General features: G+C 65.3%; 23 protein-coding genes. 10 read left to right on the forward strand and 13 right to left on the reverse strand.

Annotated elements, in window-relative coordinates:
- The first annotated feature begins 26 nt into the window (after positions 1 to 26).
- Entirely contained in the window at positions 27 to 1,070 is a 1,044-nt protein-coding gene (locus DK874_RS02530; RefSeq protein ID WP_114312478.1) for an SLAC1 family transporter, read from the forward strand.
- Here the strand turns inward: DK874_RS02530 and DK874_RS02535 are convergent.
- Positions 1,020 to 2,381: a lyase family protein gene (locus DK874_RS02535; protein WP_114312479.1), complete on the reverse strand. Its 1,362-nt coding sequence runs from the start codon at positions 2,379 to 2,381 to the stop codon at positions 1,020 to 1,022. The two genes, DK874_RS02530 and DK874_RS02535, sit on opposite strands and share 51 nt — an antisense overlap.
- A gap of 89 nt (positions 2,382 to 2,470) precedes the next feature.
- Here DK874_RS02535 and DK874_RS02540 point away from each other — a divergent pair, with 89 nt between their 5' ends.
- From DK874_RS02540 to DK874_RS02565, 6 genes are all read left to right on the forward strand, one after another.
- On the forward strand, positions 2,471 to 3,655 hold the full coding sequence (locus tag DK874_RS02540; RefSeq protein ID WP_114312480.1) for an ABC transporter substrate-binding protein: 1,185 nt from the start codon (positions 2,471 to 2,473) through the stop codon (positions 3,653 to 3,655).
- Between the two features lie 50 nt (positions 3,656 to 3,705).
- Positions 3,706 to 4,581: a branched-chain amino acid ABC transporter permease gene (locus tag DK874_RS02545; protein WP_114312481.1), complete on the forward strand. Its 876-nt coding sequence runs from the start codon at positions 3,706 to 3,708 to the stop codon at positions 4,579 to 4,581.
- Between the two features lie 173 nt (positions 4,582 to 4,754).
- Complete coding sequence (locus DK874_RS02550; RefSeq protein WP_114312690.1) at positions 4,755 to 5,531, forward strand: ABC transporter ATP-binding protein; 777 nt, start codon at positions 4,755 to 4,757, stop codon at positions 5,529 to 5,531.
- Positions 5,528 to 6,271, forward strand: a complete 744-nt coding sequence (locus DK874_RS02555; RefSeq protein WP_439144802.1) for an ABC transporter ATP-binding protein — start codon at positions 5,528 to 5,530, stop codon at positions 6,269 to 6,271. Before DK874_RS02550 ends, DK874_RS02555 begins: the two co-directional genes overlap by 4 nt.
- A 6-nt stretch (positions 6,272 to 6,277) precedes the next feature.
- Complete coding sequence (locus DK874_RS02560) at positions 6,278 to 8,131, forward strand: AMP-binding protein (protein WP_114312483.1); 1,854 nt, start codon at positions 6,278 to 6,280, stop codon at positions 8,129 to 8,131.
- A gap of 1 nt (position 8,132) precedes the next feature.
- Positions 8,133 to 9,200: a branched-chain amino acid ABC transporter permease gene (locus DK874_RS02565; protein WP_114312484.1), complete on the forward strand. Its 1,068-nt coding sequence runs from the start codon at positions 8,133 to 8,135 to the stop codon at positions 9,198 to 9,200.
- Here DK874_RS02565 and DK874_RS02570 read toward each other — a convergent pair.
- Genes DK874_RS02570 through coaE form a run of 4 tightly spaced genes read right to left on the reverse strand, consistent with a single transcriptional unit; the run spans position 9,197 to position 11,462 of the window.
- Positions 9,197 to 9,739: a glycerol-3-phosphate acyltransferase gene (locus DK874_RS02570; RefSeq protein ID WP_114312485.1), complete on the reverse strand. Its 543-nt coding sequence runs from the start codon at positions 9,737 to 9,739 to the stop codon at positions 9,197 to 9,199. The genes DK874_RS02565 and DK874_RS02570 overlap by 4 nt on opposite strands.
- Positions 9,740 to 9,741: 2 nt before the next feature.
- The gene (locus DK874_RS02575) at positions 9,742 to 10,149 is read right to left on the reverse strand and encodes a SufE family protein (protein WP_114312486.1); all 408 of its coding nucleotides are present in this window, start codon (positions 10,147 to 10,149) and stop codon (positions 9,742 to 9,744) included.
- 9 nt (positions 10,150 to 10,158) lie between these two features.
- Positions 10,159 to 10,851: an SDR family oxidoreductase gene (locus tag DK874_RS02580; protein ID WP_114312487.1), complete on the reverse strand. Its 693-nt coding sequence runs from the start codon at positions 10,849 to 10,851 to the stop codon at positions 10,159 to 10,161.
- A gap of 5 nt (positions 10,852 to 10,856) precedes the next feature.
- Positions 10,857 to 11,462 (reverse strand): dephospho-CoA kinase, encoded by a 606-nt coding sequence (coaE, locus tag DK874_RS02585; RefSeq protein WP_114312488.1) that lies wholly within the window; start codon positions 11,460 to 11,462, stop codon positions 10,857 to 10,859.
- Between coaE and DK874_RS02590 the strand changes: the two genes are divergently transcribed.
- Together DK874_RS02590 and amrB are read left to right on the forward strand one after the other, a co-directional pair.
- On the forward strand, positions 11,442 to 12,758 hold the full coding sequence (locus DK874_RS02590; protein ID WP_114312692.1) for an HDIG domain-containing metalloprotein: 1,317 nt from the start codon (positions 11,442 to 11,444) through the stop codon (positions 12,756 to 12,758). The two genes, coaE and DK874_RS02590, sit on opposite strands and share 21 nt — an antisense overlap.
- Positions 12,715 to 13,827: an AmmeMemoRadiSam system protein B gene (gene amrB / locus DK874_RS02595; RefSeq protein WP_162798696.1), complete on the forward strand. Its 1,113-nt coding sequence runs from the start codon at positions 12,715 to 12,717 to the stop codon at positions 13,825 to 13,827. Before DK874_RS02590 ends, amrB begins: the two co-directional genes overlap by 44 nt.
- Here the strand turns inward: amrB and rnr are convergent.
- Genes rnr through glmM form a run of 5 tightly spaced genes read right to left on the reverse strand, consistent with a single transcriptional unit; the run spans position 13,824 to position 19,309 of the window.
- The gene (gene rnr / locus DK874_RS02600; protein ID WP_114312489.1) at positions 13,824 to 16,076 is read right to left on the reverse strand and encodes a ribonuclease R; all 2,253 of its coding nucleotides are present in this window, start codon (positions 16,074 to 16,076) and stop codon (positions 13,824 to 13,826) included. The two genes, amrB and rnr, sit on opposite strands and share 4 nt — an antisense overlap.
- Before the next feature lies 1 nt (position 16,077).
- Positions 16,078 to 17,322: an aspartate aminotransferase family protein gene (locus DK874_RS02605; RefSeq protein ID WP_114312490.1), complete on the reverse strand. Its 1,245-nt coding sequence runs from the start codon at positions 17,320 to 17,322 to the stop codon at positions 16,078 to 16,080.
- Between the two features lie 10 nt (positions 17,323 to 17,332).
- The gene (locus DK874_RS02610; RefSeq protein ID WP_114312491.1) at positions 17,333 to 17,731 is read right to left on the reverse strand and encodes an acyl-CoA thioesterase; all 399 of its coding nucleotides are present in this window, start codon (positions 17,729 to 17,731) and stop codon (positions 17,333 to 17,335) included.
- Complete coding sequence (locus DK874_RS02615) at positions 17,710 to 17,997, reverse strand: ribosome-binding factor A (protein WP_114312693.1); 288 nt, start codon at positions 17,995 to 17,997, stop codon at positions 17,710 to 17,712. The genes DK874_RS02610 and DK874_RS02615 overlap by 22 nt, the downstream gene beginning before the upstream one ends.
- Positions 17,998 to 18,007: 10 nt before the next feature.
- On the reverse strand, positions 18,008 to 19,309 hold the full coding sequence (glmM, locus tag DK874_RS02620; protein ID WP_114312492.1) for a phosphoglucosamine mutase: 1,302 nt from the start codon (positions 19,307 to 19,309) through the stop codon (positions 18,008 to 18,010).
- A gap of 45 nt (positions 19,310 to 19,354) precedes the next feature.
- Between glmM and DK874_RS02625 the strand changes: the two genes are divergently transcribed.
- Positions 19,355 to 19,879, forward strand: coding sequence for a Uma2 family endonuclease (locus tag DK874_RS02625; RefSeq protein WP_114312493.1), 525 nt, complete (start codon positions 19,355 to 19,357; stop codon positions 19,877 to 19,879).
- Here the strand turns inward: DK874_RS02625 and polA are convergent.
- From polA to aroE, 3 genes are read right to left on the reverse strand one after another with little or no spacing between them, the layout of a single operon-like run.
- Positions 19,876 to 22,377, reverse strand: coding sequence for a DNA polymerase I (gene polA, locus DK874_RS02630; RefSeq protein ID WP_114312494.1), 2,502 nt, complete (start codon positions 22,375 to 22,377; stop codon positions 19,876 to 19,878). The two genes, DK874_RS02625 and polA, sit on opposite strands and share 4 nt — an antisense overlap.
- Before the next feature lie 6 nt (positions 22,378 to 22,383).
- Positions 22,384 to 22,962, reverse strand: coding sequence for an IMPACT family protein (locus DK874_RS02635; RefSeq protein WP_114312495.1), 579 nt, complete (start codon positions 22,960 to 22,962; stop codon positions 22,384 to 22,386).
- Positions 22,963 to 23,760, reverse strand: coding sequence for a shikimate dehydrogenase (aroE, locus tag DK874_RS02640; protein WP_114312694.1), 798 nt, complete (start codon positions 23,758 to 23,760; stop codon positions 22,963 to 22,965).
- Positions 23,761 to 23,764: the final 4 nt, after the last annotated feature.

Here is a 23,764-nt window from a genome sequence, read left to right on the forward strand (position 1 = left end):
CCCTACCCCTATCTCAAGATGGGGGCATGAGCGTCCGCTTTTTTCATCCCGCCTGGTTCGCCATGGTCATGGGGAGTAGCGGGGTCGCCGTGGTCCTGAAGCGCTTTGGCCTCGAGGACCTGGCCCAGCTGGCCTATGGCCTTACCGCCCTGCTCTTTTTGGCCAGCCTTGGCCTTTTCCTGGCCAAGCTCCTGGCCCACGCCCCGGCAGTCTGGCGGGAGCTCCACCACCCCCTCCTCTCCCAGCTCTACGCCACCTTCCCCTTAGCCTTCTTGCTCTTCGGCCTAGCCAGCCACCAGGTGGTGGGCTGGATAGGTTTGGCCCTGGGGCTCTTCGTGGTCGGTGCACCGCTGGTCCTCCTTTTGAACCTGGTGGTGACCTATATGATCGTCACCCGGCTGCGCCTTCCCCTCGAGGCCGCCAACGGCACCTGGTTCATACCCCCGGTTTCCGCCATCGTGGTGCCGCTGGTGGGGGGTCCTCTCCTCCCCCTGTTGGGCCGGGAGGCCTTCTATGGGATGCTGGCGTTTTTGGGGCTAGGCTTCCTGCTCTTCCTCCTGGTGGGGGCCATGCTCCTTTCCCGCCTCTACGCCCACGACCGCCCCGCCCCGGAAATGGTGCCCAGCCTCTTCGTGGGCCTTGCCCCGGTGGGCGTGGGGATTCTGGCGCCCCTTTCCCTGTTTAAAGGGGCCCAGCAAGCAGGGCTTTACGCCGGGAGCCTCGAGGGCTTCTACCTCCTGGGGGCCTTCCTTTGGGGATTGGGGGGGTGGTGGTTTGTCCTGGCCCTAGCCCTCCTGCTGGAAAACCTGGCCATCAAAAAGGTGCGTCTTCCCTTTGCGCCCGGCCTTTGGGCCCTGGTCTTCCCCATGGCCGCCTTCACCCTGGCTACCCATGCCCTGGCGGACGGCTTGGAAAGCCGATTTTTCAGGGTTATGGCCTGGTTCCTCTTCCTGGGGCTGCAAAGCCTATACCTCCCCCTGCTCCTCCGCAGCCTGGTGGCCTTCCTCCGCCTGGAGGTGCTAAGGTCCCCGCGCCAACCGGCGCCGGGCCAAGCGCACCCGGGCCCTTAGGGCCGCCAGGTCCTTCCCATCCTCCTTTAGGCGCCTTTGCGCTTCCTTTCGGGCCTCCTCCCTGGCCTTAGGGCCCACCCCTCCCAGAACCTCCCGGCGGGCAAAGAAGGACTCCAGGCCCATCCAGGCGATAAGTTCCTCCCGCTCCACCCCCAAGCGTTCCGGCCGCACCCCGGGCAGGGTCCCCTGAACCCGGCGGTAAGCCTCCCCCAAGGGCACGCCCTTCCGCACCAGAAGGTCCACCGCCTCCGAGGCCAGGACCTCGGGGGAGAGTTCCTCCAGGAGGAGGACGGGGTCAAAGCGGCTTTCCTCGAGGGCCACCCGGGTCAGCTCCACCGCCCCTTCTGCCCGCTCCAAAAGGTCGGCTAAAGGCTCCAATACCCCGGTGGAGTGGTCGTTTAGATCGGTAAAGGGGGTATTGTGGTTCAAAAAGGCCAGGGTACCCATTCCCCCCAGGAGCTGACCCGCATAGATGCGGGCGTGTTCCAAAACCACGGGATTCCGCTTTTGCGGCATAAAGCTGGAGCCCTGGGACACGCTTTCCCCCACCACAAAGGCCCCTCGCTCCGCCCAGAAAAGGAGGTCGGTGAGGAATCGGGAAAGGCTAGCCCCCATTCCCCCCAAGGCCGCGGCCAGCTCCAGGGCATAATCCCCCGAGGCCACGGCGTCCAAGGTGTTCTCCACGGGTCCGGCGAAACCCAAGAGGGCCGCCAGCCGCGCCCGGTCCACGGGATAGGGGTTTCCCGCCAGGGCGCTGGCCCCCAAAGGAGAGCGGTCCAGGGTATCCAAAGCCCTTCTTAGGCGGCGGAAATCCCTCTCCAAAAGCGCCGCTATCCCCAGGAGGTAATGGTCCAAGGTGGAGGGCTGGGCCGGCTGGTGGTGGGTGCGAAGGACCAAGGGCACCCCGGCGTGGGATTGCGCCACCTGCAAGACCGCTTCCCTTAGGCGCAGGAAGTCCCCCAGCAAGGCCACCACCTGGTCCCTGAGGTAGGCACGGAAAACGGTGAGGTCCAAATCGTTGCGGGAAAGCCCCCGGCGGATGGCCCCCGCCACCTCCTCCCCCCAGTGCTCGGAAAGCTGGGCGTAGATGGAAAAAAACACATCCTCCACCTCCCCGGTGAAGCTGGGAAGCGGTAGGGTGCGGAGCTCCCTCAAGGCCACCACCGCCTCTCCCGCCTGGGGAATGCCCAGCCGGGAAAGCTCCAGGGCATAGGCGGTCAGGGCATCAAAGAAATGGGGCACCAGGGCCTCGCGGGCAAAGCGGTATTGGCGGCCCAGAACAAAGCGGCGGTAAACGGCATGCCAACGCATGCTTTCATCCTAGACCTTGGCAAAGGACTTGCCGGGCGGCTTCGGGCATGGTATCTTTTCACCGAGTACAACCCGAAAGGAGGTAAGCGATGAAGCGCAGGGAGTTCTTGAAGAAGCTGGGTGTAGGTGCACTGGCGGCGGTGGGCATGCCTTATATCGCCACCGCCCAGGCTAGGCCGGTGAAGCTGGCGGTGCTCCTTCCCCTCACCGGGCCCTTCGCCTTTGCCGGGAATGCCGGGCGGGAGGGCTTCGTGGACGGGGTGGACTACGTGAACGAGGTTCTGGGGGGCGTTGGCGGCCGAAAGCTGGAGCTTATCGTGGAGGATACCGGCTACGACGTGGCCAAGGGTACCGCCGCCTTCAACCGGGTGGTGTCCCGGGAGCGCCCCGACGAGCTTCTTTTCGTCTACGGGGATTCCACCGGCCTTTCCAAGGCCCTGGCCCCGGAGATCGCCCGCATGGGCCTTCCCTACTCCGCCACCAGCTTCGCCAACGAGCTGGCTGACCCCAAGACCTACCCCACCATCTTCGTCTTCGGCCCCACGTACAACGACATGATGGAGGCCCTCTTGAGACAGATCCGTCTGCAGAAGGGCCGGGCTAAGATCGCCTTGGTCTACTCCAACACCGAGTTTGGCCGCGACCCCATCCCCTACGCCAAGGAAAGGGCCAAGGCTTTAGGCATGGAGGTGGTCCACGAGGAGGTAACCCCTCCCGCCTTCACCGATGCCACCCCGGTGGTCCTCAACCTCCGCCGGGCCAACCCCGACTTCGTGATCCTCCAGGGCTATGCCCTCTCCGCCGAACCCCTGATCCTGCGCACCGCCCGGGAACAGGGCTTGAGGGCGCAGTTTATGGGCACGTATTACTCGGCGGAACTGGCCCTGATCCAGCGGGCCGGTCCCGCTGCCGAGGGGTTCACCGTCACCTACCACAACGCCTACTGGTACGACACCCTGGTGCCAGCCGTGGATGAGATGCGGAAGTTCCGGCAGCGGAAGGGCCGGGACACCTCCTACCGCCCCACCTACTACATGGGCAGCCTGGCGGTGGTGCTGGCCATCGCCGAGGCCATGCGCCGGGCAGCGGGTGCGGGCAAGCTGAACCGGGCCGGGGTGGTGGAATACCTGGAGAAGCTGGGGGACTACAACGGCCTGGGGCTCTTGCATAACTTCCAATTCGTAAACCATCGCCTTCCCTACACCAAACTCTACCGGGCCAGCGTGAAGGATGGCCGCTTCAACGCCATCACCGACTGGATCAAACTGGCCTAGCCCCTATCCCGCCCCCAGGTTTTCCCACCTGGGGGCCTTGCTACACGCCCATGTCTGACCTTTTACCGTACCTCATCGGCGGCCTGGCCAACGGGGCCCTTTACGGCCTTCTGGCTTTAGGCTTCGTCCTGGTATACCGGGCCACCAGCGTGGTGAACTTCGCCGTCGGGGAGTTCCTGCTGGTAGGGGCTTACCTCACCTACACCTTCGCCCTATTCCTACCCCTCCCCCTGGCCATGCTGGCTGCCCTGCCCATGGCGTTTCTCTTCGGACTCCTGGTGGAGCGGGGTTTCGTGCGGCCCCTTTTGGGGCGGAACGTGGTGGCGGTGATCATGGCCACCATCGGGTTGGCCGCAGCCCTGGATGGCGGGGTGCAGCTCCTGTGGGGACCGGACCTCAAGTACCTCAGGGGGGAACTTCCCCAGCTGGGCTTCCAGCTGGGGGACACCTTCGTACCTTCCCGGGCTGTCTGGAACCTCCTTCTGGCCTTGCCCCTGGGATTGGGCCTCCTTTGGCTCCTCAGGAAAAGCCGCTATGGGGTCCTGGTGCGGGCCATCTCCGAGCGGGAGGTGGCGGCCCTGGCCCTGGGCATCCCCACCGCCCGCATCCTGGCGGGGGTCTGGGGCATCTCCGCCCTCCTCGCCACCCTGGCCGGAGCCCTTTTGGCCGTGGCCAGCGGGGTAGGGCATAACCTGGTGTTCTTTGGGCTTAAGGTCTTCCCCGTGGCCATCTTGGGCGGGCTGGACTCGGTGGGCGGGGCCCTGCTGGCAGGCTTTATGTTGGGGGTCCTGGAGGCTCTCTCCCAACGCTACCTGGAACCCCTCCTCCCCGGCTTCACCGAAGCCCTGCCCTTCGTGGTGGTGCTTCTGGTACTTCTGGTGCGGCCCTATGGTCTACTGGGCGAGCGGCAGATCGAAAGGGTGTGATACCACCCCACCCTGGCTTGCGCCAGGGTGGGGGCCCCGGAAAAGGCCTCCGGTAGGTGTCATCTCGTTGGGGCTTAGAGAACGAAACAGGAGGAAAGGGTATGAGGCCACCCCGGTAGCGGCCTCTTCCGGGCCTCATGGCCAAGGGGAAAGATGCTGAGAGAATGGGTATGATCCTGTCCGTAGAAAACCTCAAGGTGGTCTACCGGGGGGTAATCCTGGCCCTGGATGGGGTTTCCCTGGAGGTAAGGGAGGGGGAAGCGGTGGCCCTCCTGGGGCCCAACGGGGCCGGCAAGAGCTCCTTGGTGCGGGCGGTGGCGGGGCTTCTTCCCAAGTTTGAGGGGCGGGTGCTCGATGGGCATGTGCGGCTCTTTGGCCAGGAAGCCACCCACCTGGACCCGGTGCGCATCACGGGCTTGGGGCTTACCGCAGTCCTGGAGGGGCGCCCCCTTTTCCGCTACCTGACCCCCATGGAGAACCTGGTGGCCGCAGGGCACCGCCTTTCCCCCCGGGAGCTGAAGGAGGGCATGGAGGAGGTCTTCGCCCGCTTCCCCAGGCTTTACGAGCGTCGCCACGAACAGGCGGGTTACCTCTCGGGAGGCGAGCAACAGATGCTCCTTTTGGGCATGGCCCTCCTCACCCGCCCCAAGGTCTTGGTGGTGGACGAGCCCTCCTTGGGCCTCGCCCCTAAGCTGGTGGAGGAAGTGATGCGCACCTTGGACGCCCTGAGAAAGGAGAAAAAACTTAGCCTCCTCCTGGTGGAGCAAAACGCCCGGGCAGCCCTGGCCATCGTGGACCGCGTCTATGTTTTGGAGCGGGGCCGGGTGGTGTTTGCCGGCGACGCCAAAGCCGCCCAGGAAGACCAGGACGTGATGGAGTTCTACCTGGGCAAGGAGGAGGTGGGCTTCCGCCAAGCCAAGCGCTACCGAAGGAGGAAGCGGTGGGTGTGATCCTCGAGGCCAAGAACCTTCACCTCTCCTTCAAGGGGGTAAAGGCCCTGGTGGGGGTGGAGTTCAGCGTAGCTGAAGGAGAGTTCTTCGCGGTAATCGGGCCCAACGGGGCCGGGAAAACCACGCTTCTGAACGTGCTTTCCGGGGTGTATGAGCCCGACAAGGGCGAGGTGGTCTTCCTGGGCCAAAACCTCCGGGGGAAAAGCCCCCAGGATAGGGCCCGCATGGGCCTAGCCCGCACCTTCCAGGGCCTGGAGATCTTCCGGGGCATGAGCGTTTTGGAAAACGTGAAGCTAGGGGCCGAGCTGGCCCTGCCCGCCTACCCCCTGGCCCTACCCCGGGCCGAGCGGGAATGGCAGCTTAGGGCCTGGGCCGAGGAAGTCCTGGACTACCTCCACCTCTCCCCCTTCCGCCACGCCCCTGCAGGCATGCTTCCCTACGGGTTGCAAAAGCGGGTGGAGGTGGCCCGGGCCCTGTCTAGCCGGCCCAAGCTCCTCCTCCTGGACGAGCCCATGGCCGGGCTTTCCCTGGAGGAGAAGCAGGACCTGGCCCGGTTTCTCCTGGACGCCCGGGAGGAGTGGGGGGTAACCCTCCTCTGGGTGGAGCACGACCTCAGGGCGGTCCTGGAGCTTTCCGACAGAGTCCTGGTCCTCTCCTACGGGGAGGTGCTCTACTATGGCCCTCCCCAAGGGGTGCGCCAGGATCCCAAGGTGGCGGAAGCCTACCTGGGGCAAGCTTGAGGCGCTATGGAAGGGACGCTGCTTGCCTACCTGTACCAGCATGCCAAGCAGGAGCCAGAAGCCCCAGCCCTTAGGGTGAAGCGGCTGGGTATCTGGCAGAAGACCTCCTGGAAAGACCTTTTGGAACGCACCCTTAGCCTGGCGGGAGGGCTATGGGCCCTGGGCCTAAGGGAGGGGGAGGTCCTGGCCATCCTCGGCCACAATGCCCCCGAGTGGGTGGAGGCCGAGCTGGCCGCCCAGACCCTAGGGGCCTTGCCCATGGGCATCTACGCCGACGCCATGCCCGAGGAGGTGGGCTACTTCCTGGAGTTCACCGGGGCCAAGGGGATCGTGGTTTCCGACGAGGAGCAGCTGGACAAGGTCTATCCCCATCTGCACCTGGTGGACTTCGTCCTGGTCTGGGAGGAGGCGGGGATGTCCCGCCACTTCCAAGGCAAGGTCCAGCGTTTCAGCCAGGCCCTCGGGGACCCCAGGGTGGGGGAGGAGGCCTTAAAAAGGCGTCACCCCAAGGAGATCGCCCTTCTCGCCCCCACCTCGGGCACCACGGGGAGGAGCAAGCTGGCCATGCTCTCCCACGAAAACCTCTTGGCTGGCCACTTCGCCCTTCGGGAAGCCCTAGGCTTTCAAAGGGGCGCCTGGGTGTTCAGCTACCTGCCCTTACCCTGGATCGGGGAACAGATGCTCACCGTGGTCCAGGGCCTGGTGGAAGGCTCCACCGTGCACTTCCCCGAGGACCCCACCACCTTAAGGGAAGACCTTAAGGAGGTTCAGCCCGACTTTTTCCTGGCCCCTCCGAGGCTTTGGGAGGACATGGCCAGCCTCATCCAAAGCCGCATGGCAGATGCCGATCTTCTGAAGGCCTTCTTCTACCGGGTGGGGATGGGAGCCCTCTTGGAGGGGGCAAGCCGGGAGTTCCGGGGGGAGAAGGTGGGCCTTTGGCTGAACCTTAAGAGGGCCCTCTTTTACCCCCTCATCGCCAGGCCCCTTAGGGCCAGGCTGGGCCTTGCCGCCTGCCGCATCGCCGTCACCGGAGGAGCCCCCCTGGGCCCCGAGGTCTTTACCTTCTTCCGCGCCCTGGGCCTGGACATCCGCCAGGTCTATGGCCAGTCGGAAACCGCCGCCGCCACCACCGCCCACGCCACCGGGGACGCCCCGCCCGAGACCGTGGGGCCACCCCTTCCCCACACGGAGGTGCGCATCAGCGAGGAGGGGGAGATCCAGGTGAAAGGCCCCCAGGTCTTCCAGGGCTACTTCCGCCAGGAAAAGGCCACAGCGGAGAGCTTCGCGGAAGACGGCTTTTTCCGCACCGGGGATGCCGGCTTCTTTGACGAGCGAGGGCACTTGGTGATCCTAGGCCGGGTTAAGGAGGTGGGGGCCCTGCTGGATGGGACCCGTTTTGCCCCCCAGTTTTTGGAAAACCGTCTAAAGTACTCTCCCTACATTCGCGAGGCCGTGGTGCTGGGGCATGGGAAGCCCTTTGTGACCGCCCTCATAGAGCTGGATCCGGAAAACGTGCAGAACTGGGCCAGGAGGCGGGGGATTCCCTTCACCACCTACCTTTCCCTCACGGAAAGGCCCGAGGTAAGGGCCTTAATCGCCGAGGAGATCCGCATGGTAAACAAGACCCTACCCGAAAAGCTCAGGATCCAGCGCTTCGCCATCCTCCCCAAGGAACTCCACCCCGACGACGAGGAGATCACCCGCACCCGCAAGGTCCGGCGCCAGGTGGTGGAGGCCCGCTACGGCCCGGTGATCCAGGCCCTTTACGGCGAAGGTGGGCGGGTGGAGGTGGTGCTCCCCATCCGCTACCTGGAGGGGGAAGGGAGGCTCGAGGCCACCTTGGAGGTGCAGGAGGTCTAGGATGTATCGCCTTGCCAAAGGGCTGACCGATGCCTTTAGCCGCCGTTTCGCCCGGGCGGTGAGGGAAACCTACCGGGAGGACGAAGCGTACGCCAGCACGCCCCTGGGGCGCCTGGCCTTGGGGGTCTTCCTGCTTCTTCTCCTCCTCCTGCCTTTTCTTCTCTCCCCCTACCCCATGTACGTGGCCACCCTGGTGGCCATCGGCGCCTTAAGCGCCATGGGCCTGCACCTTCTGGTGGGAGGAGCGGGGCAGATCTCCTTGGGCCACGCCGCCTTCATGGGGGTGGGGGCCTACACGGCAAGCCACCTTTATGGCCCCTTGGCCCCCCTGGGCATCCTCCTGGGGGGGGTTATCGCCGCCTTTTTGGGCCTCATCCTGGGCCTCCCCTCCCTGCGCATCAAAGGGGTGTACCTGGCCATCGCCACCCTGGCCTTCCAGTTCCTGGCCGACTACGTCTTCAAAAACTGGGAGGCCGTCACCGGGGGCATCCGGGGACGGACCCTGCCCCCTGCCGAGCTTTTCGGCCTCTCCCTGGACACCCCGGAAAGGCTTTGGTACCTGGTCCTCCTCTTCGCCCTGCCCCTTTTCCTCTTCGCCAAGCGCCTTCTCATGACCCGGGCGGGCCGGGCCTTCATGGCGGTGCGGGACAACGACCTCTCTGCCCGGGTGGCGGGGGTTGACCTGGTGCGGGTGAAGCTTCTGGCCTTCGCCCTCTCCGCCTTCTACGCTGGGGTGGCGGGGGGGCTTTTGGCCCAGCTTTACAAGGCGGTGACCCCCGAGTACTTCCCTCTTTCCGTGAGCATCCAGTACCTGGCCATGGTGATCGTGGGGGGGGCAGGCACGGTGCTGGGGGCGGTTTTAGGGGCCTTTTTCGTGCTCCTGATCCCCGAGGTTCTGAATAGCCTGGTGGGGGCCCTGGGACCCCAGTACGCCGCCACCTTGGCCGCCTGGCGCAACGTGGTCTTCGGCCTTCTCATCCTGATCTTCCTGATCCTGGAGCCCTTGGGGCTTGTGGGGCTATGGGGGAGGATCCGCAGCTACTTCCGCACCTGGCCCCTGCCCTACTAACGGTCCCAGTCCCTAAGATGGCGCAGGGCCACAGGAAAGCCTAGCCCCAGGCCGAAAAGCAAAAAGGGGGGCGAAGGGTGGACGAGGGCTGCCAAAAGGGGCTGGGCCAGGGCCACGGCCAGGGCCACCCGGTAGGGTCTGGGAAAGAAGGCCAAAAGGAGGATGCAAAGGAGGAAGGAGGCGAGAAGCAACCGGGGGTCCACCGCTAGGAGTACCCCAGCCCCTGTGGCCAGGCCCTTCCCCCCCCTGAGGAAAAGCCAGGGGGAGAAGGCGTGCCCCCACACGGCCCCCACACCCCCCACCAGGCCCCCCACCGGACTTCCCGCCACCCCCTCCCCCAGGGCCACCGCCAGGATCCCCTTGAAGAGGTCCAAGAGGAGGACCATGAGCCCGGGCACCGGCCCCAGCACCCGGTAGGCGTTCAGGGCCCCGGGGTTGCCCGAGCCTTCCCTTAGGAGGTCCCTTCCCCTAAGGGCCCCGAACCAGTAGGCCACGGGAAAGCTTCCCAGAAAGTAGCCCAGGAGGAAGGCCTGGAACATGGCTATAAGGCCCTTCGCACTTGGTCCTGCAACCGCAAAAGGGCCGCCTCGAGGCCCCTTAGGCGCAAGGGGGTGAGGAGCTCCTCCAGCCCCGCCCCTTGGTAAAAGGTGGGGGGTACCGCCAGCACGGCCTCGGGAGGCTCGCCCTCGAGGCCCTCCTTCAGCAGGCCCGCAAAGGCCTTCACCGTGGGGGCTTCATCGGGAACAAAGAAGTAAAGCCTAACCCTGCCCTCCACCACCTCCGCCTTCAGGAAGAAAGGGGTCTGGCACTCGTGTACCCGTTCCAACTCCACTTCCTGGGGCGGGGTGGGCACCCTCTTGGCGTAGTCCAGGAGGACCTGGGCTTTGAGCTCCCTGGGCAAGGTGCGGATCAGGTCCAAAGCTTCCTGCAGCTTCTTGGGCAAGGCCATGGTCCCAGCTTAGCCCCCCTTGGGAGGGGTATGGGTGGGGCGGAGCTCTATCTCGCTCACCAAGGCCCTCTCCGGCATCTCTGCCGCAAAGAGCACCGCCTGGGCCACATCACGAGGGGAAAGCTTCCAGGAGGCGCCCAGCGCATTGCCGGCAAAGCCCGTGTCCACCGAGCCTGGCAGGATGTTCACCACCCGCACCCCTTCCTCCCTAAGCTCCAGCATGGCCGCCCCCATGAGGCCCAGGAGGCCAAACTTGCTGGCGTTGTAGGCGGCCCCGCCCTTAAAGGCGTTTTTGCCCGCCAGGCTGGCGATGTTCACCACCATGCCCCTGGAGGCCAAGAGGGCCGGCAAAGCCGCCTTGAGACCCAAAAAGGGGCCCACCAGGTTCACGTCCAGAACCTGGCGGAGCTCCTCCTCGCCAAGCTCCTGGATGGGCTTCATGAGGCCAATCCCGGCGTTGTTGACCAGGAGGTCCAGCCGGCCATAGGCCTGCAAAAGGCCCGCCACCGCCCGCTGCCAATCCGCCAAAGACCGCACATCGCCAGGGAAGGCCAAGGCCCCTTCCCCTAGCTCCGCCGCCAAGGCCTGAAGCCGCCCTTCGTCCCGGGCCAAGAGGCCCACCCGGTACCCCTTCCCGTGGAGGGCCCGGGCGATGGCCTCCCCGATTCCCCGGCTTGCTCCCGATACCAAGGCCACCCGCATGCCCTCTAGCTTAGCCCAAAGCGCTCCCGGATGCGGGTAAGAATCTCCCTTAGCCCCTCCTCCAACTCCTCCAATCCCCCCCGGTTCTGCAAAACCCAGGTGGCCCGCCTCCCCTTCTCCTCCTCGGGCATCTGGGCCTTCTCCCGGGCCAAGACCTCCTCCCGGGAAAGCCCAGAGCGCTCCATCACCCGCCGGATGCGCTCTTCCAAGGGGGCGACCACCAAAAGGGTCCCATCCAGGCGGGCCTCCCAACCCTTTTCAAAAAGAAGGGGGATCTCCAGGAAGACCAAAGGAGCCTTAAGCTGGGCAAGCTCCTGGGCCAAAAGCCGGCGGATTTCCGGGTGGAGGAGGTCCTCCAGGGCCTTTAGCCGTTCGCGATCGGAAAAGACCATCTGGGCAAGGGCCCTTCGGTCCAGCTCCTCCCCCTTGAAGGCCTCCGGGAAAAGCCTTTTCAGTTCCTCCTTCTTATTCTCCCTGGCCCTTTGGGCCAGCTCGTCCAGGTCCAACACCGGGTATCCCCAGGCCCGCAAGAGGGAAGCCACCGTGCTTTTGCCGCTGCCGATATTCCCGGTGATGCCGATAATAATGGGGTGCTTCGCCCGATCGCCCATAGGGACTTCCCCTTTTATACCCCCAAGGGGGCCATCCCCGTGGGGGGTGCTTTACGGGACCTTCTTCTGGGGAAAAGGCCCTGGGACCTGGACTTCGCCGCTTTAGACCCCGTGCGGGCGGCGGAGGAAGCCCAAGGGCACCTTGGGGGCACCCTTTTCCCCTTGGACCCAGAGCGGGGCCAGTACCGCCTGGTGACGGGAAAGCTCGTCCTGGACTTCTCCCCCCTGGAAGGCAGCCTGGAGGAAGACCTTCTTAAGCGGGATTTCCGCCTAAATGCCCTGGCCTGGAAGGGGGGGCGGGTGTGGGGGCTAAAGGGGGCGGTGGAAGACCTAAGGCAAAAGGTCCTGGTCCCGGTGCGGGAGGAAAACCTTTACCAAGACCACTTGCGAAGCCTAAGGGCGGTGCGCCTGGCGGCCAGCCTAGGCCTTGGCCTGCCCGGGAAAACCCGCAACGCCCTCTCCCGCCACGCCCGCTTCCTCAGGGGGCACCCGGAAGCCCTGCCGGCCCGGGAACGGGTAAAGGAGGAGCTCGCCCGCCTCCTCCTATCCCCGCGGGCGTCTTGGGGTCTACACGTATTGGAAGGGGTGGGGCTTTTGGACCCTTATCTTCCCGAACTCCGCCTTTTGGTGGGACTGGAGCAAGGAGGGGTCCACCACCTGGACGCCTGGCGGCATACCCTTTCCGTGGTCTTCCACCTCCTTTGGCTTTGGCCGGAGGCCCCTTTAGAGGCCCGGCTGGCCGCCCTTTTCCACGACATGGGCAAGCCCTTAACCCGCCGCTTTGACCCCCAGGTGGGCCGCTTTCGCTTCCTGGGGCATGCGGAGGTGGGGGCGGAGATGGCCAAGGCCGCCCTCCTTTGGCTCCGTTTTCCCAAGGAGGCCGTGGAAAAGGTGGAGGCTTTGGTGCGCCGCCACATGGACCGGTTACCGGACGAGGCCAAAGCCCTCCGGCGCTTTCTCTTTCGCCGAAAGGACCTTCTGCCCCACCTGGTTTACCTCATGGCCGCAGACCGCCTGGGCACAAGGGGGGTGGAGGAGGAGGCCTGGAGGGTCTTGGAAGCCTACCAAAAGGCCTTATCCCAGCCCCTGCCCACCCGTCCCCTCCTTTCCGGGGAGGAGGTGATGGCCCTCCTTTCCCTAAGGCCCGGCCCCCTGGTGGGGAAGGCCCTGCAAGCCCTCCTCTTGGCCCAGGTGGAGGGAAGGGTGACGACCCCAGAAGAGGCCAAGGCCTTTCTCCTATATTGGAAGGGGCATGGAGCGGATACGCCTGCGGGAACCCCAGATCACCCCTATTGAGGGGGGGTTCCTGGTTTCCGACCCCTACGGGGTCTTCCCCAAACCCCTGGCCCTTACGGAAGGAGGGCTTTTCCTCCTCTCCCTCCTGGAGGGACGCACCCTGGAGGAGGTGCAGGAGGAGGTATTTAAAACCCACGGGGTGCTAGTACCTAAGAAGGAGCTGGAGGAGCTGGTCAAGGCCCTGGAGGAGGCCGGACTGCTCCTTACCGAGGAGGTGGAGAGGCGGCTTAAGGAGGAAGAGGACAAGCTGAAAAAGGAGCGCCCCATGCGCCTTTCAGGCCTCTCCTACCCCGCTGGGCAGGAGGAGGCCAAAGCCTTCCTCGAGGCCTTCCGGGCCAGCTTCCCTGGGGAAGCCGGGCCCCGCCCCGAGGTCCTCCTCCTACCCCACCTGGAACCCAGCCGCGTGCCCGAGGTCTACGGGGCCGCCTTGGCGGCCCTGGAAAGCCTGCCTCCGCCGGAACGCCTCTACCTGGTGGGGGTGGCCCACCGGCCCCTCAAGGAAAAGGCCGCTGCCCTTCCCGTTCCCTTCCACACCCCCTTCGGCCCCGCCCTCCCCGACCTCCCTGCCCTCCAGGCCCTAGATACCCTCCTCCCCTACGAGCTTTTCAACACGCCCCTGGCCTTCCGGGAGGAGCACAGCCTCGAGCTACCCCTCTTCTTCCTCAAGGGGGTCTTTCCCCAGGCCAAGGTCCTGCCCCTTTTGGTGGGCCGGGGGGGCCTCGAGCTGGGGGAAGCCTTGCGGGTGGTCCAAAGGGACTACCCCGGCCTCTTGGTGCTGGCGGTGGACCTTTCCCACGTGGGACCCCGCTTTGGCGATCCCCCCCTTTCCCGTCCCCTGGCGGAGGAGGCCAGGAGGCGGGACCTAGGGTTTCTGGAGAGGCTGGCCCAAGGGGAGGTGGAGGCGGCTTTGGCCCACCTGGGGGCCAACCCCACCCGCATAGATGCGGTGGAGGTGGTGAGGAGCCTAGCCCCCCTCCTAGCCGGCAGGAAGGGGCAGGTTCTGGCCTACCGCCTGGACCTCGAGGCCCCTACCCTCTCCGCGGTGGGCGCGGGAACCCTGGTCCTTTAGCGGCGCCGCCGGCGCCTTCTGGTGCGGGTTTCCACCGGACGATGGGCTGGACCCTCGTCCTTAGGGGTCCACTCCCCGAAGTAGACGGTGTTCACCGTGGCCCTTTCCGGCCGTTCGTCGCGGTTCCTATCCTTGGGCGGTCCTACCACTTTGCGCATGGCTACCTCCTTGGCCTCCTTCCCCCGGGCCGGCTTGGCCCGGGCATCCTCTTGATGATCCTCCTCCCGGTAGGGCAGGAAGTCTATTTGCCGAAGCCTGGGATTGGCGGCGGCGATCACCACCTCCATCGCATCCCCCAGGCGGATCCTCTTGCCCTTGGGGCCCAAAAGGGCCAGGGCCTCCTCGCTATAGGTGTAGGGGCCTAGGGCCTCGAGGCGCACCAGGCCTTCCACCCCGTTTCGCAGCATGACAAAGGCGCCAAAGCTGGCCACCCCGGTCACCTTGCCCAGGAAGCGCTCCCCCAGGTGGAGCTCCGCCCACGTGGCCATGTAGTACTTGGTGAGCTCCCTCTCCGCCGCCTCCGCCTTCCTCTCCATCTCCGAGGCATGCTCGGCGATGGCGGGGAAGGTCTCCTGCCAGCGGGCCTTTTTGGCCGGGGTGAGGGTGCGCCGGAGGATGGCCTTCAGCACCCGATGCACCACCAGATCGGGGTAGCGGCGGATGGGGCTGGTGAAGTGCAGGTAGTGCTCCATGGCCAGGCCGAAATGCCCCAGGTTCTCGGCGGCATACCGGGCCAGGCGCAAGGAGCGGAGGACCAGGTTGGCCACCACGGGCTCCTCCGGGCGCCCCTTGGCCTCCAGAAGCACCCGTTGCAAGGCCTTGGAGGAAAGCTTCTCCGGCAGGGCGTACCCCAGCCGGGCCAAGGCGGTACGGAGCTTCCCATAGGCCTCCTCCAAGGGCTCCTCGTGCACCCGAAAGAGCCCAGGTAGCCCCTTCCTCACCAGGTGCTCGGCCACCACCTGGTTAGCGAGAAGCATAAGCTCTTCAATCAGGCTTCGCGCCTTGGGTTCCTCCTGGGGCAGGAGGTGGAGGGCACCGTTTTCCACCTCCACCTTGACCTCAGGGAAGCTGAAGTCCAAGGACCCCGTCTCGAGGCGCCTCCCCCTCATCCTTTGGGTGAGGTCCAGGAGAAGGTTCAGGTCCTCCGCCAAAAAAGCATGCTCTTGGGGCAGGCCAAACCCCTCAGCAAAGGCCTCCACCTCGGTGTAGGTGAGGCGGGCCACGCTCCTTATCACCCCTTCGGCGAAGCGGACCCGTTGGATGTTGAGCTCCTGGTCCAAATCTACCAACACGGAGAGCACCAGGCGGTCCTCATGGGGCTTTAAGGAGCAGACCCCGTTGGAAAGCCTTTCGGGTAGCATGGGCAAAACCCGCCCCGGCAGGTAGACGCTGGTCCCCCTCTGAAGCGCCTCCTGGTCCAGGGGGCTACCCTCCTTCACGTAATGGGAAACGTCAGCGATGTGCACCCCCACCCGGTAGCCGGTGGGAAGTACCTCCAGGTGGATGGCGTCGTCAAAGTCCTTGGCGTCCACCCCATCAATGGTGAAGACCCTTAGGCCTCGGAAGTCTTGACGCCTCCGAAGCTCGGCCTCGGGGATCTCCAGGGGGATGGCCTCCGCTTCCTTTAGCACCTCCTCCGGGAACTCGGCCCTCAGGCCATACTTGGCGATCACCGCCTCGGTTTCCGTTTCCGGGGTGTCCCCCTCGCCCAGGTACTCCAAGAACTCCCCATAGGGACGCCGGTGGTAGTGCACCTTGACCACGATCCGGCTCCCCCGCTTGAGGCCATGAAGCCCCTCGGGAAGTAGCCTCAGTTCCGGAAGCCCCGGCTCATCGGGAAGGAGCACCGCGTACCCCTTACGAAAATCCAGGGTACCCACAAGCCGCTTTCGGGCCCGCTTCAGGACCCTTTCCACCACCCCCCAGGGCTTCCCGTCCCGGCCAGGGGGCATGACGCGGGCCTCCACCAGGTCATCGGGCCAGGCATCCCCCGTGTGGCCCGGGGGGATGAAGAGGTCCTTCTCGGGAAGGCGTACGAAGCCATACCCGTCCCGGTGAAGGCTGATGGGCCCCTGCACCCGGGCAGGGAGGAAGTAGTGGCTTCCCTTCTTCTCCAAAAGCCCTTCCCGCACCAAGGCCTTAAGGTAGGCCTTGGCCTCCCGTTTCTCCAACCCAAACCGCCTTAGAATCTCCTCCAAACGGTGGGGTTTTCCGGTCTTTTTGAAGAACTCCAGTAAGGTTTCCCGCATCCTATCCCAGGAGGCCCTCCAGGGCCTTCTCCGTGGCCTTCAGGCTCTCCGAGAAGGCCGAAAGGGCCTCGTCCACATGCTCCTTGCCGATGATGAGGGGGGGCTCGAGGCGCACCACCTTGGGGTTATTGAGGCCAAAGGCGGTGATCACCCCCCTCTCCGCCAGCTCCGCCACCACCAAGGCACCGATGTCCGCATCGGTAAACTCCACCCCCAGCATCAGGCCCCGGCCCCGCACGTCCTCTATCAGGTGAGGGTACTGGGCCTTGAGGGCCTTAAGGCCCTCCATCAGGTACGTCCCCATCTCCAAAGCCCTTTGGGGCAGGTTCTCCTCGAGGGTCACCTCAATGGCCGCCAAGGCCGCCGCCGCCGCCAGAGGGTTGCCGCCGAAGGTGGAGGAGTGGAAGAGGGGGTTTTGCCGGAAGATCTCAAAGACCTCCCTTCTACCCACGCAGGCCCCGATGGGCATCACCCCGCCCCCCAAGGCCTTGGCCAGGGTCATGAGGTCGGGGGCCACCTCCTCCCAGTCCACCCCAAACAGCTTTCCCGTCCGCCCAAGACCGGTCTGCACCTCGTCGGCGATCATGAGAACGCCCTTTTTTCGGGTTAGCTCCCGCACCCCCTTTAGGTACCCCTCCGGGGGCACCCGGATGCCCCCCTCTCCCTGGATAGGCTCCACAATCACCGCGGCCGTTTCCCCGTCTATGGCGGCCTCCAAGGCCTCCAGGTCCCCATAGGGCACCACCTTGACCCCGGGAAGCAAGGGCCTGGCGGGATCCTGGTACTGGGGCCTGGGGGTGAGGGAAAGGGCCCCCATGGTCTTCCCGTGAAACCCCCCCTCCGTGGTGACGATGCCCGGCTTCCCCGTGTAGGCCCGGGCCAGCTTGATGGCCGCCTCCACCGCCTCCGCCCCCGAGTTGCCGAAAAAGACCATCTCCAAGCCCTCGGGGGTGATCTCCGCCAGTTTGGCCGCAAGCCTCGCCGTTGGCTCGGAGACCAGGACCCTTACGGACATGGGCATGCGCTCAAGCTGGGTCCTAACCGCCTCCACCACCTTGGGATGGCGGTGGCCCAGGTTCAAGGTGCCATAGAGGCCCAAAAAGTCCAGGTAGCGCTTACCCGTGGTGTCCCAGACGTAGGGGCCTTCCGCATGGGACTCTATCCGGTCCAGACCGGTGAAGCGAAGCAACCCTGCCAAGCCGGGATTGATGTGGCGCTCAAAAAGCGTAAAGGGGTCGTGGCTCATGCCCACAATGCTATCCTAAGTGTAGCACACTCAAGGCTTGGTAGATGTCTTCCGGAATGCGGCCAGCCCTCTCCCCCACCTGGCACAGATGCCGGGTAAAGCCTTCCGCCAACAGCGCCCCCTCCCGCTCTACCCGGTAGCGGAAAAGGAGGTCCCGCCGGGAAAGGTGGGCCAGGCGGGTTCGCACGGAGATCTCCTCCCCAAAGCGGGCGGGGGCGCGGAAGGTGATCCCTAGCTCCACCACCGGGAAGGCCACCCCCCTTGCCTCCACCTGGGGGTAGGGCAGACCCACCCTCTCCAGAAACTCCACGCGGGCCGCCTCCAAGTACACCGCATACACGGAGTGGTGGACCACCCCCATCTGGTCGGTTTCCGCATACCGCACCTTTATGCGGGTTTCGCTCTCCACGGCACAAACTCCAGGCGAGGCAGGTGGCGCAGGCGCACCCGCCGGGCGATCTCGGATAGTAGCCTTCTCTCGGCATGGCCTAAGGCCAAAAGGGCCCTCTCCTCGTCACGGAAGGCCTCCACGTACACCGTAAGCACCCTGCCGTCGGGGGAAAGGCGCACCGCTTCCACGGTGAGGAGGAAGAGCCGGGGGTCTTCCAGGCCATGGATGGCCTCGGCCAGCGCCCGCTTAAGGCGCTCCTCCAGGTGGGCCCTTCCGTAACTCACCACCTAAAGCTTACTCCCGGTCCAGGCGGGAAACCAGATCCGCCAGCTCCCTGGCCACCTCTTCCGCCCCCTCCTTGGCCTCCACCATCACCCGCACCACGGGCTCGGTGCCCGAGGGGCGCACGTTCACCCGGCCGAAGCCCTTAAGCCTCCCTTCCGCCTCCCGCACCGCCTCCTGGAACCTTGGGTGGGCCACCACCCGATTTTTGTCGGAAACCCGCACGTTCAAAAGCACCTGGGGATACATGGGCAGGGCCTCGTACCAGTCCGCAAGGTCCCCACCTAGGGCCTTCAGGGCCTTCAGGGTGAGGAGGGCGGTGAGAAGGCCATCCCCCGTGGTGTGGTGCCGGAGAAAGATCACGTGGCCCGAGGGTTCCCCGCCCAGGAAAAGCCCCCTTTCCTTCATCACCTCCAGAACGTACCGGTCCCCCACCGCCGCCCGGTGGAAACCAAGGCCCTTTTCCCTCAGGGCCACCTCGAGGCCCATGTTGCTCATCACCGTGCCCACCACCCCCTTTTCCCCATAGGCCAAGGCAGCGAGGTAGAGGATGTGGTCCCCGTGGAAAAGTCTTCCTTTCCGGTCTAGGAACTGCACCCGGTCCCCATCCCCATCCCAGGCGATGCCCAGGTCCAGGCCCAGCTCCACCACGAAGCGGGAAAGGGCCTTGGGATCCGTGGCGCCACATCCCTTGTTGATGTTGCGCCCATCGGGGGTGTTGAAGAAGGCCATCACCTCGGCCCCCGCCCGCTGGAAGAGCCTTGGCCCCAAGCGGTAGGTGGCCCCATGGGCCAGGTCCAGGCCCACCTTAAGGCCCGAAAGGTCGGGGGCGTGGGAGAGGAGGAAGTCCAGATACATCCTCTCCGCTTCCCGGAAATCCCCCACGGTGCCGATGCCCCGGGTGGGATGCTCCTCCTCCAGGAGGGCTTCTATCTCCTCCTCCACCGGATCGGGAAGCTTCTCCCCCTCGGGCCCGAAAAACTTGATGCCGTTGTCCTGGTAGGGGTTGTGGCTGGCGGAGATCATGGCCCCGGCGCTGGCTTTAAGGTGCCGGGTCAGGTAGGCAAGCCCGGGGGTGGGTAGCACCCCCAGGTGCTCCACCCTCACCCCCTGGCTCATGAGCCCCGCCGCCAGGGCGGCCTCCAGGAGGTCGCTGGACTCCCGGGTGTCCTTGGCCAGGAGGACCACAGGCTTAGGGTCCACTTGGCGGAAGTAGGCCCCCGCCGCCTGGCCAAGCCTGAGGACGAACCCGGGGGTCAGGGGGGGCTTGCCCGCCTCCCCCCGCACCCCGTCGGTACCAAAGTAGCGCCTCATGGGAAAGACTATACCGCTGCCAACCCCCTAGGTTATTCTAGGGGCATGGCTACAGCCTTTGGGCTCGTGAGCCTCGAGGCCTACCTGGCGAAGGAGGTCCGCTCCCGGCGCAAGCACGAGTATGTGGAGGGGGTAGTCTACGCCTTAGCCGGGGCCAACGCTCGCCATAACCTCTTGGTGAGCAACCTGCTTTACCTCTTTCGCAGAAGGGCGGAAGGTACCCCCTGCCGCGTGTTTCCCTCTGACATGCGCCTAAAGGTCGGGAACCGCATCTACTACCCCGACCTCAGCGTGGTCTGCCATCCCGTGGACCTAGAGGCCCTTTACTTGGAGGACGCCTGTTTGGTGGTGGAGGTCCTCTCCGCCAAAACCGCCAACATTGACGCTCGGGAAAAGCGCACCGCCTACCTTACCCTTCCTGGACTGAAGGCCTACCTTATGGTGGACAGCCGCCGGCCCTCCCTCATCCTCTACCGCAAAGGAGAAAGGGGCATTGAGGAGGCCAGGGACCGCATTCACCTCCCCTGCCTGGAGATGGAGCTCACCCCGGAAGAGGTCTACCGGTTTTAGGCCTTGGCGGAAAGCCAGTCCTCCCCGATGCCCACCTCCACCTCGAGGGGCACCGCCAAGGGCCACACCCCCTCCATGATCCTCTTGGCCTCTTGGGCCACTTCCTCTGCCCGGTCCTTGGGGGCCTCGAGGACCAGCTCGTCGTGCACCTGAAGAAGCATCCGGGCCCCCAGGGCTTTAAGCCTAGGGAAGAGCTTCACCATGGCCAGCTTCATGAGATCCGCCGCCGTCCCCTGCACCGGCATGTTGAAGGCCATGCGCTCGGCAGCCTCCCGGATGCTCTTCACCCGGGAAGTCAGGTCGGGCACGTAGCGTCGGCGGCCAAAGAGGGTCTCCACGTAGCCCCGCTCCCGCCCCGCCGCCAGGGTTCTTTCAATCCAAGCCCGCACCTTGGGGTAGCTGTGGAAGTAGCGCTCGATGAAGGCCACCGCCTCCTCGTAGGGGATGGAAAGCTCCCCCGAAAGCCGGTGAGCGGACATGCCGTAGAGCACGCCAAAGTTGATGGTCTTGGCCGCCCGGCGCATCAGGGGATCCACCCCTTCTGGGGGCACCCCAAACATCCAGCTGGCGGTTTGCGTGTGGATATCCTGCCCCTCCTGGAAGACCCGGATCAGGTTCTCGTCCCCGGAAAGATGGGCCAAAACCCTGAGCTCTATCTGGCTATAGTCCAAGGCCACCAGGGTCCACCCCTCTTCCGCGATGAAGGCGCGGCGGATCCTTTGGCCCAAGGGGGTGCGCACGGGAATGTTTTGCAGGTTGGGGTCGGAGCTGCTTAAGCGCCCGGTGGCCGTGGCCGTCTGGTTGAAGCGGGTGTGGAGCCGGCCCGTCTTGGGGTGGACCAGGCCGGGAAGGGGGTCAATGTAGGTGCCCTTCAGCTTGGCAAGCTCCCGGTACTGAAGGATGTGCTCCACAATGGGGTGGACATGCCTTAAGGCCTCGAGGACCGCCGCACTGGTGGAGCGCTTTCCCGTCTTCTCCGTCTTGCCGATGGCGGGAAGCCCGAGCTCGTCAAAGAGGACCCTTTCCAGCTGGTCCCGGGAGTTCAGGTTAAAGGGGTGCCCCGCCAGGCGATGGACCTCCCCCTCCAGCCGCCCAAGCTCCGCCTCCACCTCCAGGGAAAGGGCCCTCAGATAGGCCACATCCAGCCGAACCCCCGTGGCCTCCATGTGGGCCAGGACCCGGGATAGGGGCTTTTCCACCTCCTGGTAAAGCCAAAGTAGCCGCTCCTCCCCCTTAAGCCGCTTTAGGAGGGTGGCGTAGAGCCTTTCGGAAAGAAGGGCCCTTTCCCCCGCCTCCTCCGTCCACTCCCCCCCGTAGCGCCGGGCCACCCCCTCGGGGGTGGTGTTGGCGGGATCCAGAAGGTAGGCGAGGAGCATGGGATCATCCCCAGGCGCCAGGGAGATCCCTTCCCTTAAGGCCACCACCGCCAGGTCCTTGGCCAGCAGGCCCCGGGCCTCCCCCAGCTCCCCTAGGGCGGCCAAAGGGTTTTCCGCCCGGTACACCCGCCCCTCCAAGGCGGCCGCCAGGGCCCTGAGTTCGGCCCACATGGGCTCAGGCCTGGAGAGGACAAACCCCACGAAAGCCCCCTCAGGAGGTGGCCAAGGGGCTTCCTCCGCCGCTATGGGGCTTTGCAAAAGGCCAAACTCATGGAGGAAGCTTCCAAACTCAAGCCTCTCCAAAAAGGCTTTGAGGGCCTCCCGGTCCGGCTCCCGGCGCCGGGCAAAGTCCACCTCCAAGGGCAGGTCCGTGCGCACCCGGGAAAGCTCAAAGGAAAGCTTCAGGTCCTCCAGGTGCGCCTGGATCTTCTCGCGAAGGTGGGCGGGCTTCACCTGGTCCAGGTTCCTGAGCAGGTTTTCCAGGCTCCCCCATTCCCGGACCAGCTTGGCCGCCGTCTTCTCCCCAATCCCCTTGACCCCGGGGATGTTGTCGGAAGGGTCCCCGGCAAGGGCCCGGTAGTCCACCCACTGGGAGGGCTTCAGGCCATACTTTTCCCAAAGCCATTCCGGGGTGATGAGGTACCCTTCCGGGTGCAGGATGGCGATCCGATCCGACAGGAGCTGGTAGAGGTCCCGGTCTGCGGTAAGGATGCGCACCTCGTAGCCTTCCCCTTCCGCCTTTTTGGCCAAGGTGGCCAAGACGTCGTCGGCCTCAAAGCCTGGCACCTCGAGGCGCATGAGGCCCAGAAGGTCCACCAGCTCCTTGATGAGGGCAAGCTGCCGGGGGAAATCCTCTGGCGTAGGGGCCCGCCCCGCCTTGTAGGCCTCGTAGGCCTGGTGGCGGAAGGAGGGGGCCTTGGCGTCAAACACCACCATCACCACGTCCCCGTCTTCCTTGAGCGCCTTCAAAAGGCTTTTGGCGAAGCCGTACACCGCCTGCACCGGCTCGCCGCGGCTGGTGGTGAGGCCCTTGAGGGCGAAGAAGGTGCGGTAGGCCAGGTGGTGGCCGTCCACCAAAAGGACCCGGCCCTTGGGCTCAAAAAGGGGCAGCATCGCCCTTATGCTACCCTAGTCCTCCACCCGGACCTGCCCCCGGGTGAGGTTCCTCACCTCCCGCAAAACCTCCTCCTTCTCCCCGGCAGGAAGCCGCACGCAAAAGCGCACCCCTTCCGGCCGGTAGTCCTCCGTCACCGTAAGGGAACGGGAGCGTAAGAGTCCATGCACCCGGCCCACCTCGGAGAAAGGCACCCAAAAGCGCACCTCCTCCCACGCCACAAGGGGCACCTTAGGGGCTCGCCTCAAGGCCTCGGCGGCCACACCCCCATAGGCCCGCACCAACCCCCCGGCCCCCAGCTTGATGCCCCCAAAGTAGCGCACCACCAGGACCACCACCCCATCCAGCCCCTGGGCCTCTATGGCGTGAAGGATGGGTTTGCCCGCGGTGCCTGTGGGCTCGCCGTCGTCAGAGAAACGGTAGAGGTGGCCCAGCTTGTAGGCATAGCAGTTATGGGTGGCCTGGGGTTCACGGTTCGCCGCCAAAAAGGCCAAGGCCTCCTCCTCCGAGGCCACCGGAGCCGCCTTGGCGATGAAGCGGCTCTTCTGGACCGTCTCCTCGTGGACCACCGGGGCCGCCAGGGTGTAGGCCATCTATGCCCTTTCCTCCAAGGCCCGGCGGGCCGCCTCCTCCATGCCCCTGGGGTCTGGGAGAAGGCCTGTCCAGATGCGGAAGGCCAAGGCCCCTTGCCAGGCCAGCATGGGAAGCCCCGTCTGCACCCGAAGGCCCCTTTCCTGGGCCTCCCTTAGAAACCGGGTCCAAAGGGGGCGGTAGACCAGGTCCACCGCCGCCCCTTCCTTGGGGAAAAGCTCGGCCGGCAAGGGGGTGGCCCCTGGGTCCTTAAGCCCCACGCTGGTGGCGTTCACGATGAGCCAAGCCTCCTGGGCCTTCTCCAGGGGGACCGCCTCGAGGCCAAAGGCCCCCGCCAAGGCCTGGGCCTTTTCCCAGGTGCGGTTCCAAATCCATACCCTAAGGCCCGCCTCCCTTAGGGACCAGGCCACCGCCCGCGCTGCCCCTCCGGCCCCCAGGACCAAGGCGGGGCCCACCAGGGGAATCCCCCCGGCCTTTAGGGCTTCCAGAAACCCTGGGGCATCGGTGTTGAAGCCAAGAAGCCTCCCCTCCACGGAAAGCACCGTGTTCACCGCCCCAATGGCCTTTGCCTCCGGAGAAACCCAATCCAAAAGGGGCAAGGCCGCCTCCTTGAGGGGAATGGTCAGGTTTACCCCCCGGTACCCCTGACGCACCACCTCTAAGCGCTCCTTTAGGGCCTCGAGGGGGGTTTCCCAAGCCTCGTACGTTCCCTTAAGCCCCAAGGCGCTCAGGGCATGGCGGTGCATGGCGGGGGAAAGGGAATGGCCTATGGGATACCCCAAAACCGCCAAGCGCAGCATGCCC

The sequence above is a fragment of the Thermus caldifontis genome, from assembly GCF_003336745.1.
GTDB classification, from domain to species: Bacteria; Deinococcota; Deinococci; order Deinococcales; family Thermaceae; genus Thermus; species Thermus caldifontis.